Raw genomic sequence first — 24,599 nt, 5'->3', positions numbered from 1 at the left:
CACTACGAAATCAGGTCGCTGGCGGCGATGGTCGGCGCCGTCACACCGGGCCTGAGCGCGTACACGACGCTGTTCTCAGGCAGCGCGATATCGGCGTCGAGCAAGGCGGCAAACAGCGGCTGTTGCGGCAGGATCGTGACGACGTCCACCTCGTTCGCGTTCCACGCGCGCAGGCGCGCCAGGAAGCCGGCATTGTCCTCGCCGTCGCGGCGCACCATCGCCTGCATGCCGTCGCCCCGCAAGATGACGCGCTGGGCACGCGCAGCGGCATGCAGCAGGGCCAGCCCGGCCATATTCGTGCGCACGCCGCTGGCGAAGTAAGCGATCATGGCGGGGCAGACGGTTTTGACGGCCGTGTCCGACGTTTCCACGTCGTTGTATTCGAAGCCATCCCCCGAATACACATCCAGCCAATGCAAGCGGTGCTGCTCCAGGTCGAACACCATGGGCATGAATACGCCTTTCTGGCCTTGCAGGGCGAACCTCAACGCCACCGTGCGCGGGTCGAAGTGCGCGCCCTGCACATCGTCGCGGAACATCAGGCCGGCGAACGCATGTTCCAGGGCCTCGAAGGGCAAGCCGGAATAATTGTTGATCTCCATGACCGCATAGCGCACGCCATGACGGCGCGCCAGCTCGCAATCGAGGTCGATGAACTCGGTCGCGCCATCGGGAAAGGGCGCGTTGCGCAGATCGCCGGCACTGATGGCGATGGTTTCGCCATCGCGTCCCCGCCAGGTGAGCTCGCAGTATGAGCATTCACCGACAAGCTTCCAATCTTCATCGTAGAATCCGACCCCCAGATCGAGGTCGGAGTTGGCATAAGCGTCGCCGTCCTGCGGTTCGCACCAGTGCAGGAACAGGCGCGCTTTCTTGCCTTGGGGGACTGCCAGCGTGGACCCGCGCGGCAACTGAACAGCCGAGCGGCTTGCCGTGCGCTCGTTGAACGGCGCCATGATGTCGGCCAAGGCAGCATCGATCAGGACGTCGCCGAAATGCGGCTTGGCCGCGAAACGCGCCAGCAGCGCGCGCTCGATCAGGGCCAGCGACTGGTCGATCACTGCTTTTGGCAAGGCCGGTCGATGGTCGGGCGCGACCACGCTTGTCACGATGTTGCTTGCCGGCCAAAAGATCCGGGTGCTGCCGACGTGGGCGCGGGTGGGCAGCAGGGCGTACAAGGTGAGCAGGACCGGCGTTGAAAACTGCGCCACGCAGGTCGCGAAGGCGGCCAGCAGTTGTGCGCTCGCAGCACTGTCGCCGTCGGCCACGCGCAAGGCGTGGTCGAAGCGCCGCGCCAGTTCGCCCGGCCGCTGCCGCAGCAGCGCGATCATGGCGCTGGCATCCTTGCGCATGACCGCTTTTTCCAGTTTCGTGTAGTAGGTTTCAAACGCTGGCGCGGGCGTGCCATCCACCCCCTTTTTTCGGATCACGCTGAAGGCGAATGCCACCTGCGGATAGCGCTTCCGATATTCATCGGGATGGAGGAACTGGCCAACCCATACCCAGTAAGACTGATGACGCAGCATGTCTTCGACCAGCGAGTGAACTGGCAAACGGTCCAGCAAACCGAGCAGCTCGCGGCGCAGAAGGCGGCTCAGTCTGGCCACCTTGAAGCGCTTGACGTGTACCTCGAGCATGCACGTTGACTGCTCATGTCCGAATCCCCCCGGTCCATAGTAGGCGGCAAAGCGCTTGATGCCTCTCACTTGCGACGTTGGGACCTGCTTGTATCTGATCTGCTTTTGCAAGGCGGGATCGGCCCCGGAGTAAGCGGCAATCAGGCGGATCACGTCGGTGGCGGTGTTGATATGGGCTGCCGCAGCCGCCATCACCGCACCAGGCTCGCAGCGCTGCAGCAAGGTGCCGAACAGCAGGGCGATATTTTCCCGCACTGGAATCCGTCCGGGAATCGACGCCAGCACGTCCAGTCCGTAGTCGCTCACCAGCGTTGTAAAGTCGCCCGTATCGAGCGGCGACATTACCTGCTTGCGTTCGCACATCGACAGCACCAGCGCCCGCACTCCAGCGTCAAGGTCATCACCGAGGCGGAGCAGTTTCAGGCGTACACGCTCGGCCGGCAGCGGCAGCGCCTGGTCAGGCGTGAAGAAAGGCGAGGTCCGGTCGACATGGTGCTCGCAGACGGGGCAGGCGCTGTAATTGCTTCCGTCGAAACAGGCATCGCACACCACGTGCTGGCATGGCTTGAGCACATGCGTCGTGTTGCGCTGGCCGCATTGCAGGCAGGGCTGTCCCTCGGCCTGCATGAAATGGGTCAGGACCTTGCGTATCCACAGCGCGCCGGTGTCGCTTGGTACGTCATCGGGAAAGTGCCGGAACAGGGGCGTGTGCTGACGGTGCCCGCCCACTTGCGTGGCAAGGATATCCCACATCCATGCCTGGACGCCGGTCAGCGCCTGTGCATCGAGCGTACCCAGGCGCGCGCGCAGGCGCTGCGAGGCCACGTAGCCGAGTTCGGCCAGGTTGAGGTCGAAGGCTTGCAGGAAGGTTTCGGGCAGCTGCCCGGTGCCGGCGGGGATAAACAGTGTCGAGCGGCGCCGCAAGAAAATCGCGTGGGTTTCGGAAAAATCGGGAAGCATGCTGGTCCAAATGAAAAAAACGGAGTCAGGCGCGAACCATGATCCGTTTTAAGGTGAGAAGGAAATCGATCAGACTGGTCTTATGATAGAAGGAAGCCCAACCTAAGCCTTCTCAAGCACGATATTAAGCGATTGATAATGAAGATCCAAGCGGATTATGCTCGACGCGTCTTTTTGCTATTCGAGCGCACATTGCGCGAGAAATACGCCGGGTCCTTTTTTGCAACCCAGGCGATAAACGCCCCGATATCCTCATGCTGGCGCAAGGCCTCCCAGGTATGGAAAGACTTGAACAATTCATGCTCGGTGAAAGTCGAATGGATTTTCTGGTGGCAGATCTTGTGGATATCGAACTGCTCGCGCCCCTTGTAGGTCTTGGGGATCAGGTGATGGCGGTCGACATTGCGTGTGCCGAGGGGGCGGCCGCACAGGGGACACAAGGCCTCGCTCATGTCGCCCCCGCGATCAAGCCTGGGCCGGCTTGGCTGCCTTGTCGGCCTTGACCGGCTTGGGCAGCGAAATGAGGCGGGTGCCCGCCAGCCGGTCGTGCAGGAACTGGCGGTCCTTGTCCAGAAACACGGTCATGCCCCACGCCACGATATTGATCGCCAGCGCGCTCGCCACCTGGCTCTTGCCGGTCAGGTGAAAGCGCCAGCAGATCACCAGGGCCGGCAGCACCCAGCCCCAGCCCAGCAGGTAGCGCACCACGGCGGCCTTGAGCGGCACGGTCGCATGGCCGACCTTGACCAGCTTGATGCGCCAGGTTTTCATGGCCAGGGTATGGCCGCTGCCGGTCCAGGAATAAATGAAGTACGCGCCCGGCACGAGGAACAGCACGACCGTGCGGCCATGCTCGATCACGCCCTGGCTCATTTTCTGTGTGATCAGCAGGAAAATGAGCAGGCCGAGCATGACCACGGCGGTCAGCAGGAACAGCTCGTACACCATGCAGATCAGACGACGTTTCAGGGTGGGCGTGGCAACCGGGGTCTTGCTATTTTGCATTGGAAACGGGATTGGCCGGCGCAGGGGCGGTCGGCGCTGTGGTAGGTGGGGCGGTGACGGCCGGCACAGCCAGCGGCGTCCCCGCCGACGGGCTCGCGATGCAGCGCGGCACGGCCGCCGGGGCGTTGCGGATGGTGCCAGGCGGACAGCCAGCCGGTGGCGGCTTGCTTGGCGCAAGCGGCTTGAGTTGCGTCGCCGGCGGCAAGTTGGTGACCTGCTTTTTGGCGGCGGCGGCGTCAAGCGCCAGCTTTTTCTTTTCTTCTTCGGGCAACTGCTGGTATTTCTCCCATTCGGCCGATTTCTGGCTCTTGTCGATCTTTTTGCTCAGCGTATAGTTTTCGCGGGCCACGCGCCGTTCGTCGGGCGTGAGCCGGGTCCAGGCGCGCATGCGTTCCTGCATGCGCACTTGCTCATCGGGCTTCATGGATGCATAACGGTTGGCGATATCAAGCCATTTTTGCTTGCGCACCGACTCCATGCGGTCCCACTCGCCCTTGAGCGGGTCGAGCGCGACTTGCTGGGGCGGCGACAGGTCTTTCCACATGGGCTTGCCCGGAACTGCTGCGGGCTTGGCGGCAATCGCCGGCGCCGGCCTGGAAATGGGCGCCACGACCGGCTTTGCCGGCTGCCCCGGCACAGCGGTAGGCACGGCGGTAGGCGCCTGCAAGGGCGCGCCAGCGGGCGCCGGTGCGCCGAGCTGGGCTGCGGCGATGCCGCTTGTTGTCAACAATGCAAGCGCCAGCGCCAGCAAGGGCCGGGACGAAGTCGCGCGCGTCATCCTTATTGGGCGCGCTGGGCGAGGTAGGCGTTGAAGCCCTGGTCCAGGTAGGCCGTCAGCGGCAACTCGTCGGACAGCACAGCCGCGTCGAGCTCGGCGATTTCTTCGAGGCGCTGCTGTTCTTCGTACTGATAAATGCCGGCCAGGCCAGCGACCAGCGCCATCAGCGGAATGGCCACGCTCATGCGGCCGAGCGAGGAAAACGAAAACAGGGCGCCGATATTGCCGGCCAGCTGGGTTTGCGCAAGCTTGACCGGGGCGTGCGGCTTCTTGCGGGCCATGGCGGCCTTGCGCGCGGCCGCCAGCCGGTCCGTCGTCGCAGCGGGCAGCGCGTCGAGATGGTCGTTCAGGGCGTGGCGTACCTTGTACGCAAAGTTCAGATCGTCGGTGTTCATAATTTTATTCCCTTGGCTTTCAGCGATTCGGCGAGGGTATGAGTCGCTCGCGAGCAGTGCGTTTTGACACTTCCCTCGGAACATCCCATCGCTTCGGCTGTTTCAGCCACGTCCATGTCCTGCCAGTAACGCATGAGGAAGGCTTCCCGTTGACGCGCCGGCAGTTTTTGTACTTCGGCGTCGATCAGGCTCAAGGTCTGCTGGCGCTCGACCTGGTCCGCGCTCGACTCCGCCGAGGCCGAACCTTGTTCCGCCTCCAGCGATTCAAGTATATCAAATTCTTCGTCTTCTCCCTCGCGCCGGCCCATGCCCGAGAAGAGGCTGACCCAGGTATTGCGCACCTTTTCGCGGCGGAAGTAATCGAGTATGGTGTTTTGCAAAATGCGCTGGAACAGCATCGGCAGCTCGGCGGCCGGCTTGTCGCCGTATTTTTCGGCGAGCTTGATCATCGCGTCCTGCACGATATCGAGCGCAGCTTCATCCTTGCGCACGGCGTACACGGCTTGCTTGAAGGCGCGCCGTTCGACATTCTCAAGAAAATCGGATAACTCTTTGTCTGTGGCCATGCGAACAAGGGTGGGAAGGGACGCGCCGCAGGGACTTAGCCTGTGGCATTGGAGAAAACTGACGCATGCTAGCAAAGAATGGACGTGTTTGCATGGTATTTACCATTGCAGCCCTGCCAGGCGATGCGAAAGCGGCAACGCCGGACCGATTTCACTTGACCGCAATGGTGCAACGCAGTAAGGTATATGACGCTTTGCAACCCCGAAGCTGTATGGTCAAGTCGAAAACGCCACACAAGGCCAGCCTCGACGTGACGCGCTTTCATATGTAGGCAGTTTGCTCTAACCCGCGCCACAAGCGCGAGAGGTTCGCAGTAATCGCTACAGAAACTCACGCCAAACGAGTTGCGTTTAGCGCCGGTTCGTAACGTATCTATGGGTACGTGAAAGATCGCCGTGACCGCAGAAAGAAGGGAAGCCTGAGCACTGTCGCGCCACGCGAATTTCGTTAGGAAAGAGCATCCGATCACCTCCCAATGGGTCTTGAAAGGAATGTATCATGAACAACGAAGCATCGGCCACCATCACGGGGTCCGAAATACTCGTACGTTGTCTGGCGGAAGAAGGCGTTAAACACGTTTTCGGTTATCCAGGCGGCGCCGTACTGTATATCTACGACGCCATCTTCAAGCAAGACAAATTCCAGCACGTCCTGGTACGCCACGAACAGGCCGCCGTGCATGCGGCAGACGCCTATTCGCGCAGCTCGAACACCGTCGGCGTGGCCCTGGTCACTTCCGGTCCGGGTGTCACGAATGCCGTCACCGGCCTGGCCACGGCATACATGGATTCGATTCCGATGGTCGTCATTTCCGGCCAGGTGCCCAGCACCGCGATCGGCCAGGATGCATTCCAGGAATGCGACACCGTCGGCATCACGCGTCCCTGCGTCAAGCACAACTTCCTCGTCAAGGATGTGAAAGACCTGGCCGCCACGATCAAGAAAGCGTTCTTCATTGCGCGCACCGGCCGTCCCGGTCCGGTCCTGGTCGATATCCCCAAAGACATCAGCATGCACAAGTGTGCCTACGACTATCCGAAGGATATCGAAATGCGCTCGTACAAGCCGATCGACAAGGGCCATTCGGGCCAAATCCGCAAGGCGGTGCAACTGCTGCTGCAGGCCGAACGCCCGATGATCTATACCGGCGGCGGCGTGATCCTGGCCAATGCCTCGCCCGAGCTGAACAAGCTGGTCGACAAGCTTGGTTTTCCGGTCACCAACACCCTGATGGGCCTGGGCGCCTACCGCGCCTCGAGCGACAAGTTCCTCGGCATGCCCGGCATGCATGGCACGTATGAGGCGAACATGGCGATGCAGCACTGCGACGTGCTGATCGCCATCGGCGCGCGCTTCGACGACCGCGTGATCGGCAACCCGAAACACTTCGCCTCCAACCCGCGCAAGATCATTCACGTGGACATCGATCCATCGTCGATTTCCAAGCGCGTCAAGGTCGATATTCCCATCGTCGGCAACGTCAAGGACGTGCTGATCGAATTCCTGGCGCAGCTCGACGCCGCCGACGCCAAGGTCAACGCCGCGCCGCTCAAGGACTGGTGGAAGCAGATCGGCGAATGGCGCGGGCGCGAGTGCCTGAAATACGCCGATTCCGACCTGGTCATCAAGCCGCAGTCGGTGGTGCAAAAGGTGTGGGAAATCACCAAGGGCGACGCCTTCATTACCTCCGACGTCGGCCAGCACCAGATGTGGGCGGCCCAGTACTACCCGTTCGACAAGCCGCGTCGCTGGATCAATTCCGGCGGCCTGGGCACGATGGGTGTGGGCTTGCCGTACGCGATGGGCGTGCAGATGGCCAATCCGGATGCGACAGTCGCCTGCATCACCGGCGAAGGCTCGATCCAGATGTGCATCCAGGAACTGGCTACCTGCAAGCAATATCACCTGACGCCGAAAATCATTTTGCTCAACAACCGCTTCCTCGGCATGGTGCGCCAGTGGCAACAGATCGATTACGGTTCGCGCTATTCCGAGTCCTACATGGATTCGCTGCCGGACTTCTCGATGCTGGCCGAATCGTTCGGCCACGTCGGCATGAAGATCGACAAGCCGGGCGATGTCGATGGCGCGCTGAAAGAAGCTTTTGGCATGAAAGACCGCCTCGTGTTCATGAACTTCATCACTGACCAGTCCGAAAACGTCTGGCCGATGGTCAAGGCCGGCAAGGGCTTGTCCGAAATGCTGCTCGGCTCGGAGGACCTGTAATGCGCCATATCATTTCCGTCCTGCTCGAAAACGAAGCCGGTGCATTGTCGCGCGTGGTCGGGCTGTTTTCCGCCCGCGGCTACAACATTGAAACCCTGACCGTCGCCCCGACCGAAGACGCCACCCTGTCGCGCATGACCATCGTCACCAGCGGCTCGGACGATGTGATCGAACAGATCACCAAGCACCTGAACCGCCTGATCGAGGTGGTCAAGGTGGTCGACCTGACCGAAGGTGCGCACATCGAACGCGAGCTCATGCTGATCAAGGTGCGCGCGGTCGGCAAGGAGCGCGAAGAGATGAAGCGCACTGCGGACATCTTCCGCGGCCGCATCATCGACGTCACGGAAAAGACCTACACGATTGAGCTGACCGGCAACAAAGGCAAGCTCGACGCGTTTATCGATTCGATCGACCGCGCCTCCATCCTCGAAACGGTGCGTACCGGTGGATCGGGTATCGGCCGCGGCGAACGCATCCTCAAAGTTTAATCCGTGCCCACGGTCCTGATTCAGGACGGACACGTCCCACACCAAAAATTATAGGAAAATCATCATGAACGTTTTTTACGACAAAGATTGCGACCTCTCCCTCGTTAAAGGCAAGAACGTTGCCATCATCGGCTACGGCTCGCAGGGCCACGCGCACGCACAGAACCTGAACGACTCGGGCGTCAACGTCACCGTCGGCCTGCGCAAGGGCGGCGCTTCCTGGACCAAGGTCGAGCAAGCCGGCCTGAAAGTTGCCGAAGTCAACGACGCGATCAAAGCGGCCGACATCATCATGATCTTGCTGCCTGATGAAAACATCGCCCAGGTCTACACCGAGAACGTGGCGCCGCACGCCAAGCAGGGCGCGGTGCTGGCCTTCGCGCACGGCTTCAATGTGCATTACGGCCAGGTCGTGCCACGCGCCGACCTCGACGTGATCATGATCGCGCCAAAGGCCCCGGGCCACACCGTGCGCGGCACTTACGCAGCCGGTGGCGGCGTGCCGCACCTGATCGCTGTCTACCAGGACAAGTCCGGCTCGGCGCGCGATATCGCCCTGTCGTACGCCATGGCCAACGGCGGCGGCCGTGCCGGCATCATCGAAACCAACTTCCGCGAAGAAACCGAGACCGATCTGTTCGGTGAGCAAGCGGTTCTGTGCGGCGGCGCGGTCGAGCTGATCAAGGCCGGTTTCGAAACCCTGACCGAAGCGGGCTACGCGCCGGAAATGGCGTACTTCGAGTGCCTGCACGAGCTGAAACTGATTGTCGACCTGATCTATGAAGGCGGCATTGCCAACATGAACTACTCGATCTCGAACAACGCCGAGTACGGCGAGTACGTGACGGGTCCGAAAGTGGTGACCTCGGCCACCAAGGATGCGATGCGTCAGTGCCTGAAAGATATTCAGACGGGTGAATACGCAAAAAGCTTCATCCTGGAAAACAAGGCCGGCGCCCCGACCCTGATTTCGCGCCGTCGTTTGACGGCCGAGCACCCGATCGAAGAAGTCGGCGCAAAACTGCGCGCGATGATGCCGTGGATCGCCAAGAACAAGCTGGTCGATCAGTCGAAGAACTAATTGTTGGAGTAACGGTGGCTGTGGTAGTCGCTGTTTGCCGTTACCCTCCAAACCGTCTTTCCTGCCACTGGCAAAAAAGACTTCCCGCGCAGGCGGGAATCCATAGTACATTGGCTTAGCGAAAGTGCTATGGATTCCCGCCTGCGCGGGAACGACGGGTTGACGAGATGTAAGCAACCTTCCCAAATTTGCAAATTTTGATTACAACGGTACGTGGTTCGTCCAATTCCGGTTATCGTCCGGGTTAACCAAGCTGATGAGGTAGCGCTACCTCGCATGCTTGCCATTCACCTGGAGAAAATCATGTCCCTCAAAAAAATTGCACTCATCGCCGCCGTGGCGTTTGCCTTGCCGGCATTCGCCCAGAACACGCTCTCGACCGCTGGCGCGCTGGTGGTCGTTCCCGCCTACGGTGAAGTCACGCATCCGAACGACCAGGTCGTCGCCACCTTCTTTATCGAAGAGCAGGACAAGGACAAGGCCGCCGCCGCCTCGCGCGTCAACCAGAAGATGAAGCAGGGCACCGACATCGTGCGCCGCGAAGATCCGAAAGCGATCCTCAAAACGGTCGGCTACTACACTTACCCGATCTACCCCGAAGTGGTCCCCCGTCCTGACGGCCAGCCGCAGCCGCGCCCGCTCGTGCCGACCGGCTGGAGGGTCGGCCAGTATCTGGAAGTGAAAACCACCAACCTGGCCAACCTGCCGAAAATGACGGCCGCCGTGCAAAAGGTCCTGGCCCTGAACGGCCTCAATTTCGGCCTCTCGCCCGACACCACCCGCAAGCTCGACGACGAGCGCATCGCCGCCACCTACAGGAACCTGAACGAACGCGTCGCCTCGCTCGCCAAAGCGATGGGCCGCACCCTGGCTGCGGCGGTCGTGGAAACGGTCGACTTCGAAGGTTCGGGCAACTATGCCGGACAGCAAGACAGCGCCCCGATGATGTTGCGCTCCGCCAAGGCTGAAAGCGCCGAAGTGGCCGAGCCGAGCTTCGAACCAGGCGAAACCACCTTGCAGATGCGTCTTGTAGGAAAGGTGAAATTCAAGTAAAAGTATCTGATCGCTAAGTTGACGGTGCTCCCACTATAATAAGTGGGAAACCAGCCGAATCCACGGCGGCCGCCCCCACCTTCGGGCGCGGCCAAGTAAGTGTGCAGAAATTACAAGAATTTATGCGCACTTACTTAGATGCAGCGATCCCATTACTTGAAACGGAAACCTATGCCGACCTTCCCACGCCGCCGAAAGCCTTCAGTCCCGAAAGCGAAGGGTGGCAAACTGTCCCGCTTCAGCAAGATCGGCCGCCGGGTCGATGCCGAGGGCAACCCGATGCGGCGCCGGGGAATCTACCTGCTACCGAATGCCTTTACCACGGCCGCGCTGTTCTGCGGCTTTTACGCCATCGTCATGGCCATGAACCAGCGCTTCGAACACGCCGGCTGGGCCATTTTCATCGCCATGATCCTCGATGGCCTCGACGGGCGCATCGCCCGCCTGACCAATACCCAATCCGAATTCGGCGCCCAGTACGACAGCCTGGCCGACATGGTCTCGTTTGGCGCCGCGCCGGCGCTGGTGATCTACGAATGGTCGCTGCGCGGCCTCGGCAAATTCGGCTGGCTGGCCGCCTTTGTCTACTGCGCCGGCGCCGCCTTGCGCCTGGCGCGCTTCAACACCAATATCGAAGTGGTCGACAAGCGCTTCTTCCAGGGCTTGCCCAGCCCGGCCGCCGCCGCCATGGTGGCCGGCTTCGTACTGATGATGACCGACCTCGGGTTTTCCGGCGTCCAGCTGCCGTGGATCTCATGGGGCATCGCGCTGTTCGCCGGCCTGACCATGGTCACCAATGTGCCGTTTTACAGCTTCAAGGACGTCAACTTCCGCAAGTCGGTGCCCTTCATCGTCGTGTTCCTGATCGCGCTGGCGCTGGCGCTGGTCTCGATCGACCCGCCCAAAGTGCTGATGCCGCTGTTTGTACTCTATGGTTTGTCCGGTTATGCGGTGTACGCATGGCGCCTTGCCAAGGGCAAGCCGGTGAGCATCGTGCAGACCGACGACGAACCTGTCGACCAGAGCGAACGCCGCTGACCATCGATCCGATGGCGGCCGGCGCAAGCTCGCCTTTTTACCTTGCCCAATGGAGCCGCCATGACGAATTCGAATCGCCTGATCATTTTTGACACCACCCTGCGCGACGGCGAGCAATCGCCCGGCGCATCGATGACCAAGGATGAAAAGGTCCGCATCGCGCGCCAGTTGGAACGCATGCGCGTCGACGTCATCGAAGCCGGCTTCGCCGCCGCCTCGCCGGGCGACTTCGAGGCCATCCGCGCCATCGCCAGTGCGGTGCGCGAGTCGACCATCTGCTCGCTCTCGCGCGCCAACGACCGCGACATCGCGCGCGCCGCCGAAGCGCTGGCGCCGGCCGAACGCAAACGCATCCACACCTTCATCGCCACGTCGCCCCTGCACATGCGGATGAAGCTGCGCATGGAGCCGGAACAGGTGCTCGAACAGGCCAGGATCGCGATTCGCTGCGCGCGCCAGTACACCGACGACATTGAATTTTCGCCCGAAGACGGCAGCCGCTCCGACGAAGACTTTTTGTGCCGCGTGCTCGAAGCGGTGATCGCCGAAGGCGCCACCACCATCAATTTCCCCGACACCGTCGGCTACGCCGTGCCCGAGGTATTCGGCGCCACCATCCGTCGCCTGCGCGAGCGCATTCCCAACTCCGACAAGGCCATCTGGTCGGTCCACTGCCACAACGACCTTGGGCTGGCGGTGGCCAACTCGCTGGCCGGCGTGATGATCGGCGGCGCGCGCCAGATCGAATGCACCATCAACGGCCTGGGCGAACGCGCCGGCAATACGGCGCTGGAAGAAGTGGTCATGGCGCTGCGCACCCGCAGCGACCACTTTGGGCTGGAACTGGGCATCGACACGACCCAGATCGTGGCCGCCTCCAAAATGGTCTCGCAGATTACCGGCTTTGCGGTGCAGCCGAACAAGGCGGTGGTCGGCGCGAACGCCTTTGCGCACGCTTCCGGCATCCACCAGGACGGCATTCTGAAGGCGCGCGAAACCTACGAGATCATGCGCGCCGAAGACGTGGGCTGGGCCGCCAACAAGATCGTGCTGGGCAAACTGTCTGGCCGCAACGCCTTCAAGGAGCGCCTGCGCGAACTGGGCATCGTGCTCGAATCGGAGGCGGAAGTGAACGCCGCGTTTGCCCGCTTCAAGGAACTGGCCGACCGCAAGTCCGAGATTTTCGATGAAGACATCATGGCCCTGGTGTCGGATGAAGAACACGCGCAGCAAGATGAACACTACCGCTTCGTGTCGCTCTCGCAGCGCTCCGAAACCGGCGAAATCCCGCGCGCCAAAGTGGTGTTTGCAATCGGCGGCAAGGAGTTCGCCTGCGAAGGCGAGGGCGACGGCCCGGTCGACGCCACCGTCAACGCCATCGAAAAAGAAGCGGCCAGCGGCGCCGAACTGGTGCTGTTTTCGATCAACGCGATCAGCAACGGCACCCAGTCGCAGGGCGAGGTCACGATGCGCCTGTCGCGCTCGGGGCGGATCGTCAACGGCGTCGGCTCGGACCCGGACATCATCGTCGCTTCGGCCAAGGCCTATCTGTCCGGGCTGAACAAGCTGCATTCGAAGATCGAGCGGGTCAATGCGCAAGAGTAGCCGCATGCGACTCTCCTCGCTCTTGTTGGCCGGCGCTGCGCAAAAGGCCTTGCTGGCGCAGTTGGGCTGACGCGCGCTTTCACCATGCCTGCTTGGTGGTGGCCTGCTCGCTTTCTTCGCAGTTGGTCTTTTTGTGCTGGATGCCTTTGCTGCCGATATCCAGACCGTCCGGCGCGTGGTTCGATTCGACCGTGATGCAGTAGGTGCCCTTGGCTCCCACCACGCGGTAGCGCCGCCGCGCGTACGGGCCGGGGTCGATGATCTCGGTGACCTTGGGCGCCTCGTACCAGCGGTTGGGGGCGGCGTCGGCGGCCGCCTGCAAGCCCTGCGCCAGGCGCGTCGCGCCATTGCTGACCGGCGCGCTGATCGCTTGCCCCGGATGGGCCTTGCGCAAGTCCCGGTCGATCTGGCCGATGCTGCGCCGGGCTTGCCGCATGATCTCGGCCGCACTCGGCGCCGGCGCGGCTGGCGCGTCCGGCACGACAAGCTCGGACGGCGTTTCGGCCACTCGCTCGGGCGGTACTGGCGCTGGCGTGGCGGCGACAGCGCGCGCCGCCGGCGCATGCGCAATCGCGCTCGCGGCTTTCCTGGGGGCCGGCGGCGGGACGGTCGGCATTGGCGCCCTGGGCGCTGTGATCGTGACCCATTGAATGCTCCGGCCCGTATCGGTATCGAGGGTCGGGATGCGGCGTGCATATTGCCAGCCCAACACCAGCAAGGCGTGCGCAAGCAATGTCAGTGCGATGGCGGCGTAACGGCGGCGGGTGGAAGGGGGCGTGAAGGCGGGGACCATGGGGTCGAGTATATCTTTAGTTTCATCCGCGTAAAGAAATTGGCCTGGCCACTTTTGATGGTTTGGTGAAAGAGGCGTCTGGCGGTACGCATGGTGCCGCCAGGCGCGCCGCCTGCCGCCTGGGCGTGGTTAAATAGGGCGGATGTTCTGTTCCTTCAACACGGCATGGGAGTGGCTAACGGGTGGATAAGTCGATGGCGTGCTCATGCGGTTGAGAATTTTTCTGCTATCGATGCTGGTGGCGGTGCCGGCGCTGCGCCTCGCGCAAGCGGCCGAGACCGTGCAACTGGCCACCTATTACGACTACGTGCCCTGGTTTGTGCCGGGCCAGCCTTCCGCCGGGCTCAACGCGCGTTTGGCGCGCCGGCTGAGCGAGATGTCCGGCGGGCGCTACCGTTTCGAATCGGTGTATATCCCGCGCCGCCGGCTCGACGTGCTGTTGCAGGAAGGAAAGCTGACGATGGTCGTTGCCTGGGTGCATCCGCGCTTTTTCGGTGACCCGGAGCGCACCCGCTATTTCTGGACCGGCCCGCTGATGGACGATGAATCGCTGGTGGTGTCGCCACGCGCGGCGCCGCTGGAATACGACGGGCCGGATTCGCTGCGCGGCAAGCGCTTCGGTGCGCCGGGCGGTCACCGCTTTCCCGACCTGGAGCCGCTCATCGCCGCCGGCGACATCACCCGCATCGATGTGCCGCAGATCAAGAATGCGCTGCAAATGATCGGCGCGCACCGGCGCCTGGACTTTACCGTGGTCGACCGTTCCACCCTCGATGCGCTCGAACACGAGCACCTCATCGACCCGGCCCTGCTGCATGTGGCCAGCCGGCCGCGCACGGCATCGTATGAGCGCAGCATGCTGGTGCCGCTCGGCCATCCGGCCCTGTATCGCTTTTTGCAAGAGGCGGTCGTGCTGCTCAAGAGCGACAGTCGCTGGCGCGCGCCGCCTCCACGCGCGCCGGGCAAACAGGCCGGCAAGCGCGCCGGGGAATAGCCGGCGTGGCCATGAGGGGGTAATGGTATAGTCGCGGCGCAACTTAACCTTACCGGATGACCGTTGATGACCTCTCGCTATCGCAGGCAATTTATCGCCATCGCCTGTTGTTCCATCGTACTCGCTGCTCCGGCGGCCCGCGCCGACTCCGTCGCCTACCAGAAGGTGATCGACCTGAGCGCCGCATCTGCGGCCCTGCGGGTCGAGCATCACCACGACTGGAGCAGCCCGACGCGCGCTGCGCGCTTGCAGATGGTGACAACGGACCAGAATCCTTTCCTTGCCACGAATACGTATTCCAGCTTGCGTGTGCTGGACAGCAAGTCCGGCGCGGAACTGTTCCGCCGCCCGGTGCCCGCGCTGACCTATTTGTGGATCGATCCGGCATCGAAGTACATCGTCGGCCTGTCCAAGCTGCAGATTCACAATCCCTATCACGTCGTTGTGTTCAACAAGTCGGGCGCGCGCCTGTTCGAAACCAGTTTGCTGGGGATGAATTGGCCGGAAACGTTCGAGAGCACGACCAACTGGGTCGCCTGGTACAAGGAAGCAACGCCGAAAATCGAACTGCTCGAAGGCCACAAGACAGTGGTGCTGTCGGTCGAGGACCGGGCCGGGATGATGCGCAGCTTCGAGTTTCCCGTCACGCGCTCCGACGAGACCCTGAGCGCGCCGCCCCTCAATCCCTGACAACGCCGCGCTGTTCCGCGTGCATCGGGTCCGGTCCCCTGATCATCTTGCGGACAATGCCAGCGCATCCCCACATGTCGGACAGTAGCGCCGGTGCGGGTGACCAGGCCCCCATCCTTGCCGGAATCCGGCCGGGAGCTGGCTTGATGGTCAGGTTGCGCACGCAAGCTGCCGGGACAGGCGGCCTCTTTTACGCAGGAAGGAATGTATGTTGACGTTCGAACGGCCGGGCATCCACCCCGAGTGGGTCGCCATATGGCAAACCAACCGACAGTTTCACCTCGACCGGCTTGACGATGCCGCATCCCTGTATGGCGATGATCTCGACAATTTTGCCCTGCACGGGGATACCTTGTGAACGCCTTGTTCGATGCCTGGCGCACGCCCGACCCGGCCAGCCTGGTCGACCTGTGCATCGCGGTGTGCGATATCCACACCTTGCGTTCGCTGCCCTATGGGCGCGGGGAGTTCCTCTATGAATTCAGCGAGATGCAGCGCGTTCCCATCGAAATCCTGCTGATGTTCAAGCTGCGCCAGATGCTGGGCCTGGACAATCCCGTGATCGACCATCCCTTGATGAGTACGGCGCTCGGCGCCTTGCCGCAAGAAGTTGCCTTCGCTCCCGATGAGTTGATAACGCGGGTGCGGGCACGCATGGTCAGCGAGGGCTTCGACGAAGCGGCCATCGTGGCGCTCATGACCGACCCTCCAGCCTGATCCGGAAGCTGGCGCGTCAATCCCTGAAGAATCCGCGCTTTTCCTCGTACATGGGGTCCGGCCCGCTGATCATCTTGCGCACGATGCCGTTGCGGTCGAAGTGGACGTGCATCATCGAGTTCCACACGCCGCTCTCCTTGTAGCGGTAAGACCACACTTCCAGGTCCGACAGCGAAAGGTAGGAGCGCTCGGCCGGGCGGCCGACGGTCGCCAGCACCTCGGCCCTGGTCGCCTTGTCGATCTTGATGCGCCCGAAGCCGAGGTCGCCCAGCACCTGTTCGAACGCGGCCAGCCTGCCGTCCGGCCCCATGCGCGCCATCCAGGTGAACTGGCCGAACGGCCCGGTCGCATATTCCAGCACCTGGCCCGAGGGCAGGGCGTGGATCGCGGTCGGCTCGCCGAACTTGGCGCGCACCACCTCGAGCGTGTCGCCCGGCACTGGCGGGGTACGCATCATCGCCGCGCAGCCGGCCAGGCTCAGCACCACGCTCAGGATTGCCATTTTTGCTCGTGTTTGCATAAAAACCACCTTGGAATCGCTCAAGCCCCCATCATGCACCAGCCGGATGAAATCTTCACGACTTGCGGTCCTGGCCGCGCTGCCGCCGATCAGGCAAAATGACTGGACGTAACACTTAAACGCGTGTTGAGGAATGCATGATGGCGACAGTTGAAGGTCCGGGTATCGACCCGAAGTGGGCAAAATCGTGGAAAATGCACTGGCGGTTTATCGAGGAGATGCGGCGCAATGATGCGTCGGCCTATCGCAGCGAGCTGATGCATTTCGCTTCCCGTGGCACGACCATCGTCCAGCCCCTGTTTCCGCCCGAGCCAACCGATCCGCCGCGGCAAGCGTGGGAGTCCTCTTTTCTCAGCTCGACATTGAGCACGTGTACCATGGTGACACTGGGCTGGTTCGAGATCAGCAGCATCAAACAAAAACGCTGGGCGTCAAGCACCGGTGTTCATGCATTTGCCGCCAGTTACACGAAGCAAATGATCGATATGGCCAACCATGCGAAGTTTGAACGCCGTCACGCAGGCAGAACCTTGCAAGCCCTGAGCCCCGAAAGCGTCCTGTTGACGGCATTGGGGCTGGTGCTCGGCTGCAAGGAGCAGGCGTTCACGCTCGCGCGCATGCAACTGTCTGCGCATCGGCGCGGGTATGTCGGAAATGCGGATCGTTTCCCGGTTTGCCATTTCATGTTTCGCTTGTTGGCAGACTTCCTTGGGGAAGCGGCGCCGCAGGGCAGCGGCGATGCCGTATCCGAACCCATCCTCAGCGCCTTGTTCGACACCTGGCGCGCGCCGGACCCGGCCTTGCTGGCGCCGCTGTGCCTCGGCGCTTGCGATATTCATACGTTCCGCTCCCAGCCGCAGAGCCCCAGGCAGATATTTTTCGATTTTGGCGGCTTGAAGCGCACGCCGATTGACATCCTGCTGTTGTTCAAGCTGCGCCAATCGCTCGGCCTTGACAATCCGGTGCTTGAGCATCCAATGATGGCCACCGCGCTGGGCAAGTTGCCCGAAGAAGTGCCATTCGAGGCCGACAGCCTGGTCACGGCGGTACGCGCCCGGATGGTGGTGGAGGGGTACGACGAGCAAGCGATTGTGGCCATGTACGCGTCCTGCGCCGGCGCGTCGCCGTGAAAGCAGGGCGGTTTTGAGCGGTTTTTGCGCAATCGCCACCGTTGGGAAGCGCAAATCCCCTCGGACACCGTTGCGGCGCAAGCTTTTCTGGCAGCCCGGGCGCTTTTCGCATATACTTGCGGGTCTGGCCGTTTTGGCCGGTTCATCAATCGAAGTTCACGGTGTGTCGGGTTGCGACTCGTGCACCGCATGTGAAAGGTATTATCATGACCGTAGAAAATATCAATAAAGCCGCGATCATCGCGGACAACGCCCGTGCGCAAAACGACACCGGCTCCCCTGAAGTTCAGGTCGCTCTGCTGACCGCACGCATCAACGAACTGAACGGCCACTTCAAAGCCCACGCGAAAGATCACCACTCGCGCCGTGGTCTGATCATGATGGTCAATCGTCGTAAGAGCCTGCTGTCCTACCTGAAAAGCAAAGACGCTACCCGTTATCGCGATCTGATCGCTAAACTCGGTCTGCGCAAGTAATTTTTGCCGATTCAAGTTGATCAAGAAATGCCTGCACAGCTTGCTGTCGCGGGCATTTTTGCATTTTTAATCCCGAAAAAGTAGTAAAGGCAACAAGCAATGTTGCCTGTGGTGAGGTGGACGACAGCGCCTGAAAATCTGTCGGCAAATAGAAAGGGATTACCCATGTTTAATAAAGTTACGAAAACCTTCCAGTACGGCCAACATCAAGTGACGCTGGAAACCGGCGAAATCGCCCGTCAAGCCTCCGGCGCCGTCATGGTGTCGATCGAAGACACCGTTGTCCTGGCTACCGTGGTTGCGCGCAAAGACGCCAAGCCAGGCCAGGATTTCTTCCCGCTGACGGTCGACTACGTCGAGAAAACGTATGCTGCCGGTAAAATCCCAGGCGGTTTCTTCAAGCGCGAAGGCCGTCCTTCCGAAAAAGAAACCCTGACCAGCCGCCTGATCGACCGTCCGATCCGCCCGCTGTTCCCAGAAGGCTACCTGAACGAAGTCCAGATCATCATCCACGTGCTGTCGGTCAATCCTGAGATCGATCCCGACATCGCCGCCATGATCGGCGCTTCCGCCGCCCTGTGCGTGTCGGGCATCCCGTTCAGCGGCCCGATCGGCGCCGCGCGCGTCGGCTACGCCAATGGCCAGTTCATCCTGAACCCGACCACCACCGAGCTGAAAACGTCCGAGATGGACCTGGTTGTCGCCGGTACCGAAACGGCCGTGCTGATGGTCGAATCGGAAGCCAAGCAACTGTCCGAAGAAATCATGCTCGGCGCCGTGGTCTACGGCCACGACCAGATGAAAGTCGTGATCGATGCGATCCACGACCTGGTGCGCGACGGCGGCAAGCCGGAAGTTGAGTGGACCGCTCCAGCCAAGAACGAAGCGCTGATCGCCCGCGTGAAAGAACTGGCTGAAACGAACATCAACGAAACCTACCAGATCAAGGACAAGGTTGCCCGTACCGCCAAGCTGAAAGCATCGTTCCAGGAAGTCTACGCCGCCCTGGCCGCCGACGCTGCCGCCACCGGCATCGCCCAGCCGGACAATGTCGACGTCGGCAACGTGCTGTTCGACATCGAAGCCAAAGTCGTGCGTTCGCAGATCCTCAACGGCGAGCCACGCATCGATGGCCGCGACACCCGCACCGTGCGTCCGATCGCGATCCGCACCAGCATCCTGCCACGCACCCACGGTTCGGCCCTGTTCACCCGCGGCGAAACGCAAGCGCTGGTCGTGGCCACCCTCGGCACCGCGCGCGACAGCCAGAAGATCGACGCGCTGATGGGCGAGTACACCGACGACTTCATGATGCACTACAACATGCCTCCGTTCGCCACCGGCGAAACCGGCCGTGTCGGCACCCCGAAACGTCGCGAAATCGGCCACGGCCGCCTGGCCAAGCGCGCGCTGATCGCCGCCTTGCCCAACCCTGAAGACTTCAGCTACTCGGTGCGCCTGGTGTCCGAAATCACCGAATCGAACGGTTCCTCGTCGATGGCGTCCGTCTGCGGCGGCTGCCTGGCGCTGATGGATGCGGGCGTGCCGATGAAAGCGCACGTGGCCGGTATCGCCATGGGCCTGATCAAGGAAGGCGGCAAGTTCGCCGTGTTGTCCGACATCCTGGGCGACGAAGATCACCTGGGCGACATGGACTTCAAGGTAGCCGGTACCGCCAATGGCATTACCGCGCTGCAGATGGACATCAAGATCATGGGCATCACCAAGGAAATCATGCAAGTGGCTCTGGCGCAAGCCAAAGAAGGCCGCGATCACATCCTCGGCGAAATGCAGAAGGCCATGCCGCACGTGAAAACCGAACTGTCGGATTTCGCACCGCGCCTGATCACCATCAAGATCAATCCTGAGAAAATCCGTGACGTCATCGGCAAGGGCGGCGCCGTCATTCGCGCGCTGACCGAAGAAACCGGCACCCAGATCGACATCAGCGATGACGGTATCGTCACCATCGCGTCGGTCGACGCCGCCGCCGGCCAGGAAGCCAAGCGCCGCATCGAAGAACTGACCGCCTCGGTCGAAGTGGGCAAGACCTACGACGGCGTCGTGCTCAAATTGCTCGACTTCGGCGCGATCGTCCAGGTCATGCCAGGCAAGGATGGCCTGCTGCACATCTCGCAGATCGCCAACGAGCGTGTGAACGCGGTTGCCGACTACCTGAAAGAAGGCCAGCAAGTGCGCGTCAAGGTGCTGGAAACCGACGACCGCGGCCGTCTCAAGCTGTCGATGAAAGCTGCCGAAGGCGCGGAAGCGGCTCCTCAGTAATCGTTATCGCATAACGCCTGTTCAAAAACCGCCAGCGCGCAAGCCCTGGCGGTTTTTTTCGGACTGCCACAATTTGGAAAGGATGATTTTCATGGACGAACTGAACGCCCCATACCACGCCCACATTTACTACGACGCCGCGACACGCGCGCAGGCACTGGCCTTGCGCCAGCGCTTGCTCGATGCGAAAGACAGCGGCGCGATGCCGGAACTGTTTTTTGTCGGCGAACTGGGCGAGCATGCGGTCGGCCCGCATCCGCTGCCGGAGTACGAGATTCACTACAGCGTAGCAATGCTGCCGGCGGTCATTGCGCTGCTCGAAGCGTCCGGTTTGCGCGCTCTGGTGCATCCGCTGACCGACGACGACGTGGCCGATCACACCACCCTGGCGCACTGGATCGGCGAGCCGCTGCCGCTCAAGCTGGAAACGCTCGACCCGCCCGGTATGAACCAGGGCGTGGCGCGCTTTGGCAAGTCGGCGTTCTAGGACCGCGTCCAGCCAGCCCTGGCAGACCCAGGTGCGCTACGCGGCGCCACCGCCGTCCTGCCCGCGCGGCCGCCGTTGCTCATGCTGTACGAAATGTGCGCGCAACCATACGAACGCCGGATCGCGGTGCGCGCGCGCGTGCCAGATCAGACGGTAGTCGAATTGCAAGGCCGGCAATGCCAGGGGCGTCACGACGAGTTGCTGGTTGGTCGACCATGCCCGGGCCGCGCGCAGCGGCACCACGGCCAGGAGGTCGCTGGCCTCGATGGCGGCACTGCCGGCATGGAAGTAGGGCAGCTCGGCGGCCAGGTGCGGTTGCGGCAGGCGCAGACCTTGGTAGACATTGTCGGTGACGTAAGCGTTTTTGCCCGGATAGCGCACCGCAAAATGGGGATAGGTGGCGGCCTGGCGCAGCAGTTCGAGCGCCGGCAGCGCCACCTGTGCGAGAACCGGATGGCCGCGCCGGCAAACCAGCCCGTAGCCGTCGCTGAACAGCGTACGGTAGTGAAAATCGTCGGGCAGCTCGTCATCGGCATACAGCGCGCAGTCGAGCTCGCCGCGCTCGAGCTGGGCCAGCGTCTGCGCGCCCCAGGGATCGATGCGCAGGCCGGTGTGCGGCGCGAGCGTGCCGATGCGCGGCAGCAGATCGGTCAGGATGACCAGCATGCCGTAATCGGTGGCCGCCATGCGGATTACATGGGTCGCGCTGGACGGCTCGAAATGCGCCAGCTCGAACAGCGCGGGTGATGCTGGCACACTCAAGCACCGCGCGCAGGAAGGGCAGCAGGTTCAGGTCGAAGCGCGCGGCATCGGTGAGTTCATCCAGTTCATGCATGCCGGACATTCTATCCCATGCATTCCGCAAATGCATGCTGGGTTCTACACTGGCGCCAGTTCATCAATTCCAGGAAAAACACATGTTTGCAATCGTAGGCGCCATGGGCCAGACCGGCTCCGTCGTATCAGAAACCCTGCTCGCGGCCGGCCATGCCGTGCGCATGATCGTCCGCCGTGACGATGCCCAGGCCGACGTCTGGCGCAAGAAGGGGGCGCACATCTGCATTGCCGACCTCGACGACCAGCAGGCGATGGTGCGCGCTTTCGGTGGCGCGCACGGCGCTTACGTGATGGGGCCGCCGCACTATCTGGCGAGCGACATGTTTGCGCAAGCGCGCCGCACCCATGCCAATTTGATCGCAGCGGCAAACGCCGCCGGACTGCCGCGCATGGTGGCGCTGTCCTCGGTCGGTGCGCAGCGACGCACCGGCTGGTCGAACTGCATGGCCCGTGCGATGTATCGCCGGCAGATGCGGCGGCCGTGCTGGGCCGGCTGCTTGAGCGGACAGTGACGGCGGTCGGCGTCCCGCGCGCGCACTGGGCCGGCATGTTTGCCGAGAAGGGATTTCCAGCGCTGACGGTGGACGCCTTTTGCGACATGTTCGATGGTTTTAACAGCGGCCATATTGCGTTCGACGGCTCGGGCGAGACCGTGCGCGGCACGGTCGGGCTTGATGCGGCGCTGGCTGCCTGCCTGGCGCCGCGCATAGGCTAGCGCTGCCGGATGGACGGTTGCGCGTGCTTAGCTGCCCATCAGCCGGTTCAGCGCCGCGTAGTCGATCTGCGGATACGCCGCCGCGTCGACCTTGCCGCTGTCGAGAAATTGGCGGGCCAGGGTATCGATGCAGCCGAACATCGCCTTGGAAATGGCGGCGCCGGCGCTCAGGCGGCGCAGGCCCAGTTGCGCCAGGCGCGCCGGTGCCGGCAAGCTATCGAGCGCGATCAGGTTCAGCGGCAGGCGGGTCGCCTTGACCACGGCCGCCATCCTCGGCGGCCATGCCGGGCACGAACAGGCCGCTGGCGCCGGCTGCCTCGTACAGCGCGGCGCGCCTGATGGTTTCCTCGACCCGCACCGCTGCACCGAAGCCGCCAGCTTCGCCGAGCAGATAAACATCGGTGCGCGCATTGATGAACAGGTTGACGCCGCGCGCGCCGGCCACTGCCCGGATCGCCCGGATTTCTCCTTGGTGGACAGTAAGTCGGGCGTGCGCGCCGGAAAGATTGCCGTGCAGTTCAGGTTACTATACCGGTATTTGTGAACCGCGTTGTCGCGCGACTGCGTCTGGAGCATGGTGAATATGAAAAAGCAAAACCCGTCTTGGACGGCATCGATCGCCCTCGTCGATCGGGTATGCGCGTTGGTCGAGAGCGGCGATATCGAAGGCCTCCGGTCTGCCCTGGATGCCCAGCCCCATATCGTGGAACTCGACTATGACATTGTGGGGAAGGCCACCCTGCTGGCTTACGCGGCGCGCTGCGGCCAGACGCAGGTCTGCCAATTGCTCGTGCAACGGGGGATCGATGTCAATCAACGCCGCGGGCGCTCCGACACCGCATTGGACGAGGCCGCTTACCACGGCCATCTCGCTACCGTGACGTGGCTGCTCGCCAACGGCGCCGCGCCGGATGGCGATCCCGGCAGCATTTTGAGTCCCTTGATGCATGCGATCATCCCCGGCCATGCCGACATCGCCAGGCTGCTGGTCGACGCCGGCGCCGACCTGACCCGGCTGCACACCCGCTTGCACCGCACGCCGCTCGATCTGGCGCTGGTCTGGGGGCATGCGCAGATCGAAGACCTGCTGCGCGCAAGGAACGCGCCTTCGCTGCTGGAAAAGACCGACTGGTCGAAGGAGTACGGCGGCCCCATCCTCGCATTCATCGATAGCCGCTTCGGCCGCGTCTTGCCGCTTGCCTTGAGCGCGATTGTGCCTGGCGCGGACGTGGTGCAGCGCGTGGCGCTGGTAAACAAAAACAAGAGCAAGATGTTGTTTACCATCGGCCTGTTCAATGTCCACGCGCCGATGATCGAACTGTTCATTGTTCTTCCGCCAGCGTGGAACATGCTCGGCAAATCGGCCGCGAATCAGTTCCCGTCCGCCCTGTTGCTGTGCCTGGCGGATCGGGTGGCGCAGGGCATGCAGGTGGAAGAAGGCTTGCTGGTGATGGCGGACGATCCTTTGTATCGCGCACTGGCCTGGCCCAAGGATATTGCAGGATTTCAAGTGTGCGACCACCAATGGGGATCGGACCGGGAGCATGAAAAGGAGATCGCGGAGGACGAAAAAGTCGGGCTGTGGACGCTGGCGCCCATCGGGCGCACCAAGCGCGGTTTTACGCCACCTTCATTGGAGAAGAACCGCGCGGCGGGATGGGCGCGCTTGACGCTGCATCCAGAGACGGCCTGACCCGCCGCGCCGGCAACACGCTATGGCGCCTCGAACCGGCGCAGATAAGCGGCGATGGGTTCCAGGCCGATACTGGCGCGGCGCTCGTCGAGCCGGCTTTCATCCTCGACCGGGCTCAGTTCCGGCTTGCCCGCTTCATTCATGAATAACTGGCTGCCGTAGAGCTGCTTCTTATAGTCGTTGAGCAGGTCGCGGTCGATGCTCAGCGCCACCGTCGACCACGGCAGTTCACCATCCCGCGCCGCCTTCTTCATCGCCGGCAGCGTTTGCTTGAGCAAGGCCGGCGAAGCATGCTGCACCAGCCCCCTGTGTCAGACTACTTGTCGGGTGTGTTTTTGAACAAAGTATGTCGTGATCTTGAGCGTTGTAGTGGGGTTTTTAGGGTTCGTTCTTGTGCTGTACTTTTGACATCGTTTCCGGGAGCGGGG

29 protein-coding genes are annotated in these 24,599 nt (G+C 62.3%); 17 read left to right on the top strand and 12 right to left on the bottom strand.

The genetic code is table 11. The features are described from left to right. Nucleotides 1-2: 2 nt before the first annotated feature. The 6 genes from F1735_RS14310 to F1735_RS14285 all read right to left on the bottom strand — a co-directional run bounded on the left by F1735_RS14310 (nt 3) and on the right by F1735_RS14285 (nt 5,341). The gene (locus F1735_RS14310; RefSeq protein ID WP_167237559.1) at nt 3-2,597 is read right to left on the bottom strand and encodes an MXAN_6230/SCO0854 family RING domain-containing protein; all 2,595 of its coding nucleotides are present in this window, start codon (nt 2,595-2,597) and stop codon (nt 3-5) included. Between the two features lie 155 nt (nt 2,598-2,752). Next, a complete protein-coding gene (locus F1735_RS14305; protein ID WP_167237558.1) occupies nt 2,753-3,049 on the bottom strand; it encodes a hypothetical protein in 297 nt (98 codons plus the stop codon). Between the two features lie 13 nt (nt 3,050-3,062). Next, a complete protein-coding gene (locus F1735_RS14300; protein ID WP_167237557.1) occupies nt 3,063-3,602 on the bottom strand; it encodes an RDD family protein in 540 nt (179 codons plus the stop codon). Next, nucleotides 3,592-4,380 (bottom strand): DUF3106 domain-containing protein, encoded by a 789-nt coding sequence (locus F1735_RS14295; RefSeq protein WP_229505770.1) that lies wholly within the window; start codon nt 4,378-4,380, stop codon nt 3,592-3,594. The genes F1735_RS14300 and F1735_RS14295 overlap by 11 nt, the downstream gene beginning before the upstream one ends. Nucleotides 4,381-4,382: 2 nt before the next feature. Continuing rightward, the gene (locus F1735_RS14290) at nt 4,383-4,775 is read right to left on the bottom strand and encodes a DUF3619 family protein (RefSeq protein ID WP_167237556.1); all 393 of its coding nucleotides are present in this window, start codon (nt 4,773-4,775) and stop codon (nt 4,383-4,385) included. Continuing rightward, complete coding sequence (locus tag F1735_RS14285; protein ID WP_167237555.1) at nt 4,772-5,341, bottom strand: RNA polymerase sigma factor; 570 nt, start codon at nt 5,339-5,341, stop codon at nt 4,772-4,774. Before F1735_RS14285 ends, F1735_RS14290 begins: the two co-directional genes overlap by 4 nt. Nucleotides 5,342-5,840: 499 nt before the next feature. Here F1735_RS14285 and F1735_RS14280 point away from each other — a divergent pair, with 499 nt between their 5' ends. The 6 genes from F1735_RS14280 to F1735_RS14255 all read left to right on the top strand — a co-directional run bounded on the left by F1735_RS14280 (nt 5,841) and on the right by F1735_RS14255 (nt 12,836). Next, nucleotides 5,841-7,568, top strand: a complete 1,728-nt coding sequence (locus F1735_RS14280; RefSeq protein ID WP_167237554.1) for an acetolactate synthase 3 catalytic subunit — start codon at nt 5,841-5,843, stop codon at nt 7,566-7,568. After that, nucleotides 7,568-8,059, top strand: coding sequence for an acetolactate synthase small subunit (gene ilvN / locus F1735_RS14275; protein WP_054263691.1), 492 nt, complete (start codon nt 7,568-7,570; stop codon nt 8,057-8,059). Before F1735_RS14280 ends, ilvN begins: the two co-directional genes overlap by 1 nt. 64 nt (nt 8,060-8,123) lie before the next feature. Then, entirely contained in the window at nt 8,124-9,140 is a 1,017-nt protein-coding gene (gene ilvC / locus F1735_RS14270; RefSeq protein WP_167237553.1) for a ketol-acid reductoisomerase, read from the top strand. Between the two features lie 303 nt (nt 9,141-9,443). Further along, nucleotides 9,444-10,193 carry an SIMPL domain-containing protein gene (locus F1735_RS14265; RefSeq protein ID WP_187364245.1) on the top strand — a complete coding sequence of 250 codons (750 nt, stop codon included), beginning with the start codon at nt 9,444-9,446 and terminating at the stop codon, nt 10,191-10,193. Nucleotides 10,194-10,364: 171 nt separating this feature from the next. Further along, nucleotides 10,365-11,231, top strand: a complete 867-nt coding sequence (gene pssA, locus F1735_RS14260; RefSeq protein ID WP_167237552.1) for a CDP-diacylglycerol--serine O-phosphatidyltransferase — start codon at nt 10,365-10,367, stop codon at nt 11,229-11,231. A gap of 60 nt (nt 11,232-11,291) precedes the next feature. Beyond that, entirely contained in the window at nt 11,292-12,836 is a 1,545-nt protein-coding gene (locus tag F1735_RS14255) for a 2-isopropylmalate synthase (protein WP_167237551.1), read from the top strand. Nucleotides 12,837-12,915: 79 nt separating this feature from the next. Here F1735_RS14255 and F1735_RS35510 read toward each other — a convergent pair whose 3' ends face one another. Beyond that, a complete protein-coding gene (locus F1735_RS35510) occupies nt 12,916-13,629 on the bottom strand; it encodes a hypothetical protein (RefSeq protein ID WP_187364244.1) in 714 nt (237 codons plus the stop codon). A 205-nt stretch (nt 13,630-13,834) separates the two neighbouring features. Between F1735_RS35510 and F1735_RS14245 the strand changes: the two genes are divergently transcribed. The 4 genes from F1735_RS14245 (at nt 13,835) to F1735_RS14230 (ending at nt 16,030) form a co-directional block, all read left to right on the top strand. Continuing rightward, nucleotides 13,835-14,623 (top strand): substrate-binding periplasmic protein, encoded by a 789-nt coding sequence (locus F1735_RS14245; RefSeq protein ID WP_167237550.1) that lies wholly within the window; start codon nt 13,835-13,837, stop codon nt 14,621-14,623. A gap of 66 nt (nt 14,624-14,689) precedes the next feature. Then, nucleotides 14,690-15,313 (top strand): hypothetical protein, encoded by a 624-nt coding sequence (locus F1735_RS14240; RefSeq protein ID WP_187364243.1) that lies wholly within the window; start codon nt 14,690-14,692, stop codon nt 15,311-15,313. A 208-nt stretch (nt 15,314-15,521) separates the two neighbouring features. After that, entirely contained in the window at nt 15,522-15,671 is a 150-nt protein-coding gene (locus F1735_RS35690; RefSeq protein WP_222852990.1) for a hypothetical protein, read from the top strand. Further along, entirely contained in the window at nt 15,668-16,030 is a 363-nt protein-coding gene (locus F1735_RS14230; protein WP_167237548.1) for a hypothetical protein, read from the top strand. The genes F1735_RS35690 and F1735_RS14230 overlap by 4 nt, the downstream gene beginning before the upstream one ends. 16 nt (nt 16,031-16,046) lie before the next feature. On the opposite strand, the gene F1735_RS14225 is transcribed toward F1735_RS14230, so the two are convergent. Then, nucleotides 16,047-16,532 carry an outer membrane protein assembly factor BamE gene (locus F1735_RS14225; RefSeq protein ID WP_167237547.1) on the bottom strand — a complete coding sequence of 162 codons (486 nt, stop codon included), beginning with the start codon at nt 16,530-16,532 and terminating at the stop codon, nt 16,047-16,049. 158 nt (nt 16,533-16,690) lie between these two features. Between F1735_RS14225 and F1735_RS14220 the strand changes: the two genes are divergently transcribed. The 4 genes from F1735_RS14220 to F1735_RS14205 all read left to right on the top strand — a co-directional run bounded on the left by F1735_RS14220 (nt 16,691) and on the right by F1735_RS14205 (nt 20,926). Next, a complete protein-coding gene (locus tag F1735_RS14220; RefSeq protein ID WP_167237546.1) occupies nt 16,691-17,680 on the top strand; it encodes a hypothetical protein in 990 nt (329 codons plus the stop codon). 206 nt (nt 17,681-17,886) lie between these two features. Further along, a complete protein-coding gene (rpsO, locus tag F1735_RS14215) occupies nt 17,887-18,156 on the top strand; it encodes a 30S ribosomal protein S15 (RefSeq protein ID WP_054263682.1) in 270 nt (89 codons plus the stop codon). 165 nt (nt 18,157-18,321) lie between these two features. Beyond that, nucleotides 18,322-20,439 carry a polyribonucleotide nucleotidyltransferase gene (gene pnp / locus F1735_RS14210; RefSeq protein ID WP_167237545.1) on the top strand — a complete coding sequence of 706 codons (2,118 nt, stop codon included), beginning with the start codon at nt 18,322-18,324 and terminating at the stop codon, nt 20,437-20,439. Nucleotides 20,440-20,530: 91 nt separating this feature from the next. Beyond that, nucleotides 20,531-20,926 (top strand): DOPA 4,5-dioxygenase family protein, encoded by a 396-nt coding sequence (locus F1735_RS14205; protein ID WP_167237544.1) that lies wholly within the window; start codon nt 20,531-20,533, stop codon nt 20,924-20,926. Nucleotides 20,927-20,962: 36 nt separating this feature from the next. On the opposite strand, the gene F1735_RS14200 is transcribed toward F1735_RS14205, so the two are convergent. Beyond that, the gene (locus F1735_RS14200) at nt 20,963-21,682 is read right to left on the bottom strand and encodes a LysR substrate-binding domain-containing protein (RefSeq protein ID WP_167237543.1); all 720 of its coding nucleotides are present in this window, start codon (nt 21,680-21,682) and stop codon (nt 20,963-20,965) included. Between the two features lie 161 nt (nt 21,683-21,843). Here F1735_RS14200 and F1735_RS14195 point away from each other — a divergent pair, with 161 nt between their 5' ends. Together F1735_RS14195 and F1735_RS14190 are read left to right on the top strand one after the other, a co-directional pair. Continuing rightward, nucleotides 21,844-22,275 (top strand): NAD(P)H-binding protein, encoded by a 432-nt coding sequence (locus F1735_RS14195; protein WP_167237542.1) that lies wholly within the window; start codon nt 21,844-21,846, stop codon nt 22,273-22,275. Continuing rightward, complete coding sequence (locus F1735_RS14190) at nt 22,272-22,478, top strand: hypothetical protein (RefSeq protein WP_167237541.1); 207 nt, start codon at nt 22,272-22,274, stop codon at nt 22,476-22,478. Before F1735_RS14195 ends, F1735_RS14190 begins: the two co-directional genes overlap by 4 nt. Nucleotides 22,479-22,505: 27 nt before the next feature. Here the strand turns inward: F1735_RS14190 and F1735_RS14185 are convergent, their stop codons facing one another. Together F1735_RS14185 and F1735_RS38235 are read right to left on the bottom strand one after the other, a co-directional pair. Then, complete coding sequence (locus F1735_RS14185; RefSeq protein ID WP_167237540.1) at nt 22,506-22,739, bottom strand: hypothetical protein; 234 nt, start codon at nt 22,737-22,739, stop codon at nt 22,506-22,508. Next, nucleotides 22,693-22,923 (bottom strand): isocitrate lyase/phosphoenolpyruvate mutase family protein, encoded by a 231-nt coding sequence (locus F1735_RS38235; RefSeq protein ID WP_167237539.1) that lies wholly within the window; start codon nt 22,921-22,923, stop codon nt 22,693-22,695. Before F1735_RS38235 ends, F1735_RS14185 begins: the two co-directional genes overlap by 47 nt. 138 nt (nt 22,924-23,061) lie before the next feature. Between F1735_RS38235 and F1735_RS14175 the strand changes: the two genes are divergently transcribed. Next, complete coding sequence (locus tag F1735_RS14175) at nt 23,062-24,171, top strand: ankyrin repeat domain-containing protein (RefSeq protein WP_167237538.1); 1,110 nt, start codon at nt 23,062-23,064, stop codon at nt 24,169-24,171. A gap of 20 nt (nt 24,172-24,191) precedes the next feature. Here F1735_RS14175 and F1735_RS14170 read toward each other — a convergent pair whose 3' ends face one another. Further along, nucleotides 24,192-24,470 (bottom strand): DUF6624 domain-containing protein, encoded by a 279-nt coding sequence (locus tag F1735_RS14170; protein WP_167237537.1) that lies wholly within the window; start codon nt 24,468-24,470, stop codon nt 24,192-24,194. Between the last annotated feature and the right edge of the window lie 129 nt (nt 24,471-24,599).

This window comes from Massilia genomosp. 1 (assembly GCF_011682185.1).
GTDB classification, from domain to species: Bacteria; Pseudomonadota; Gammaproteobacteria; order Burkholderiales; family Burkholderiaceae_D; genus Telluria_A; species Telluria_A rubra.
Note: the sequence above shows the minus strand (reverse complement) of the source record. Positions and strands in the feature narration are given on the sequence as shown.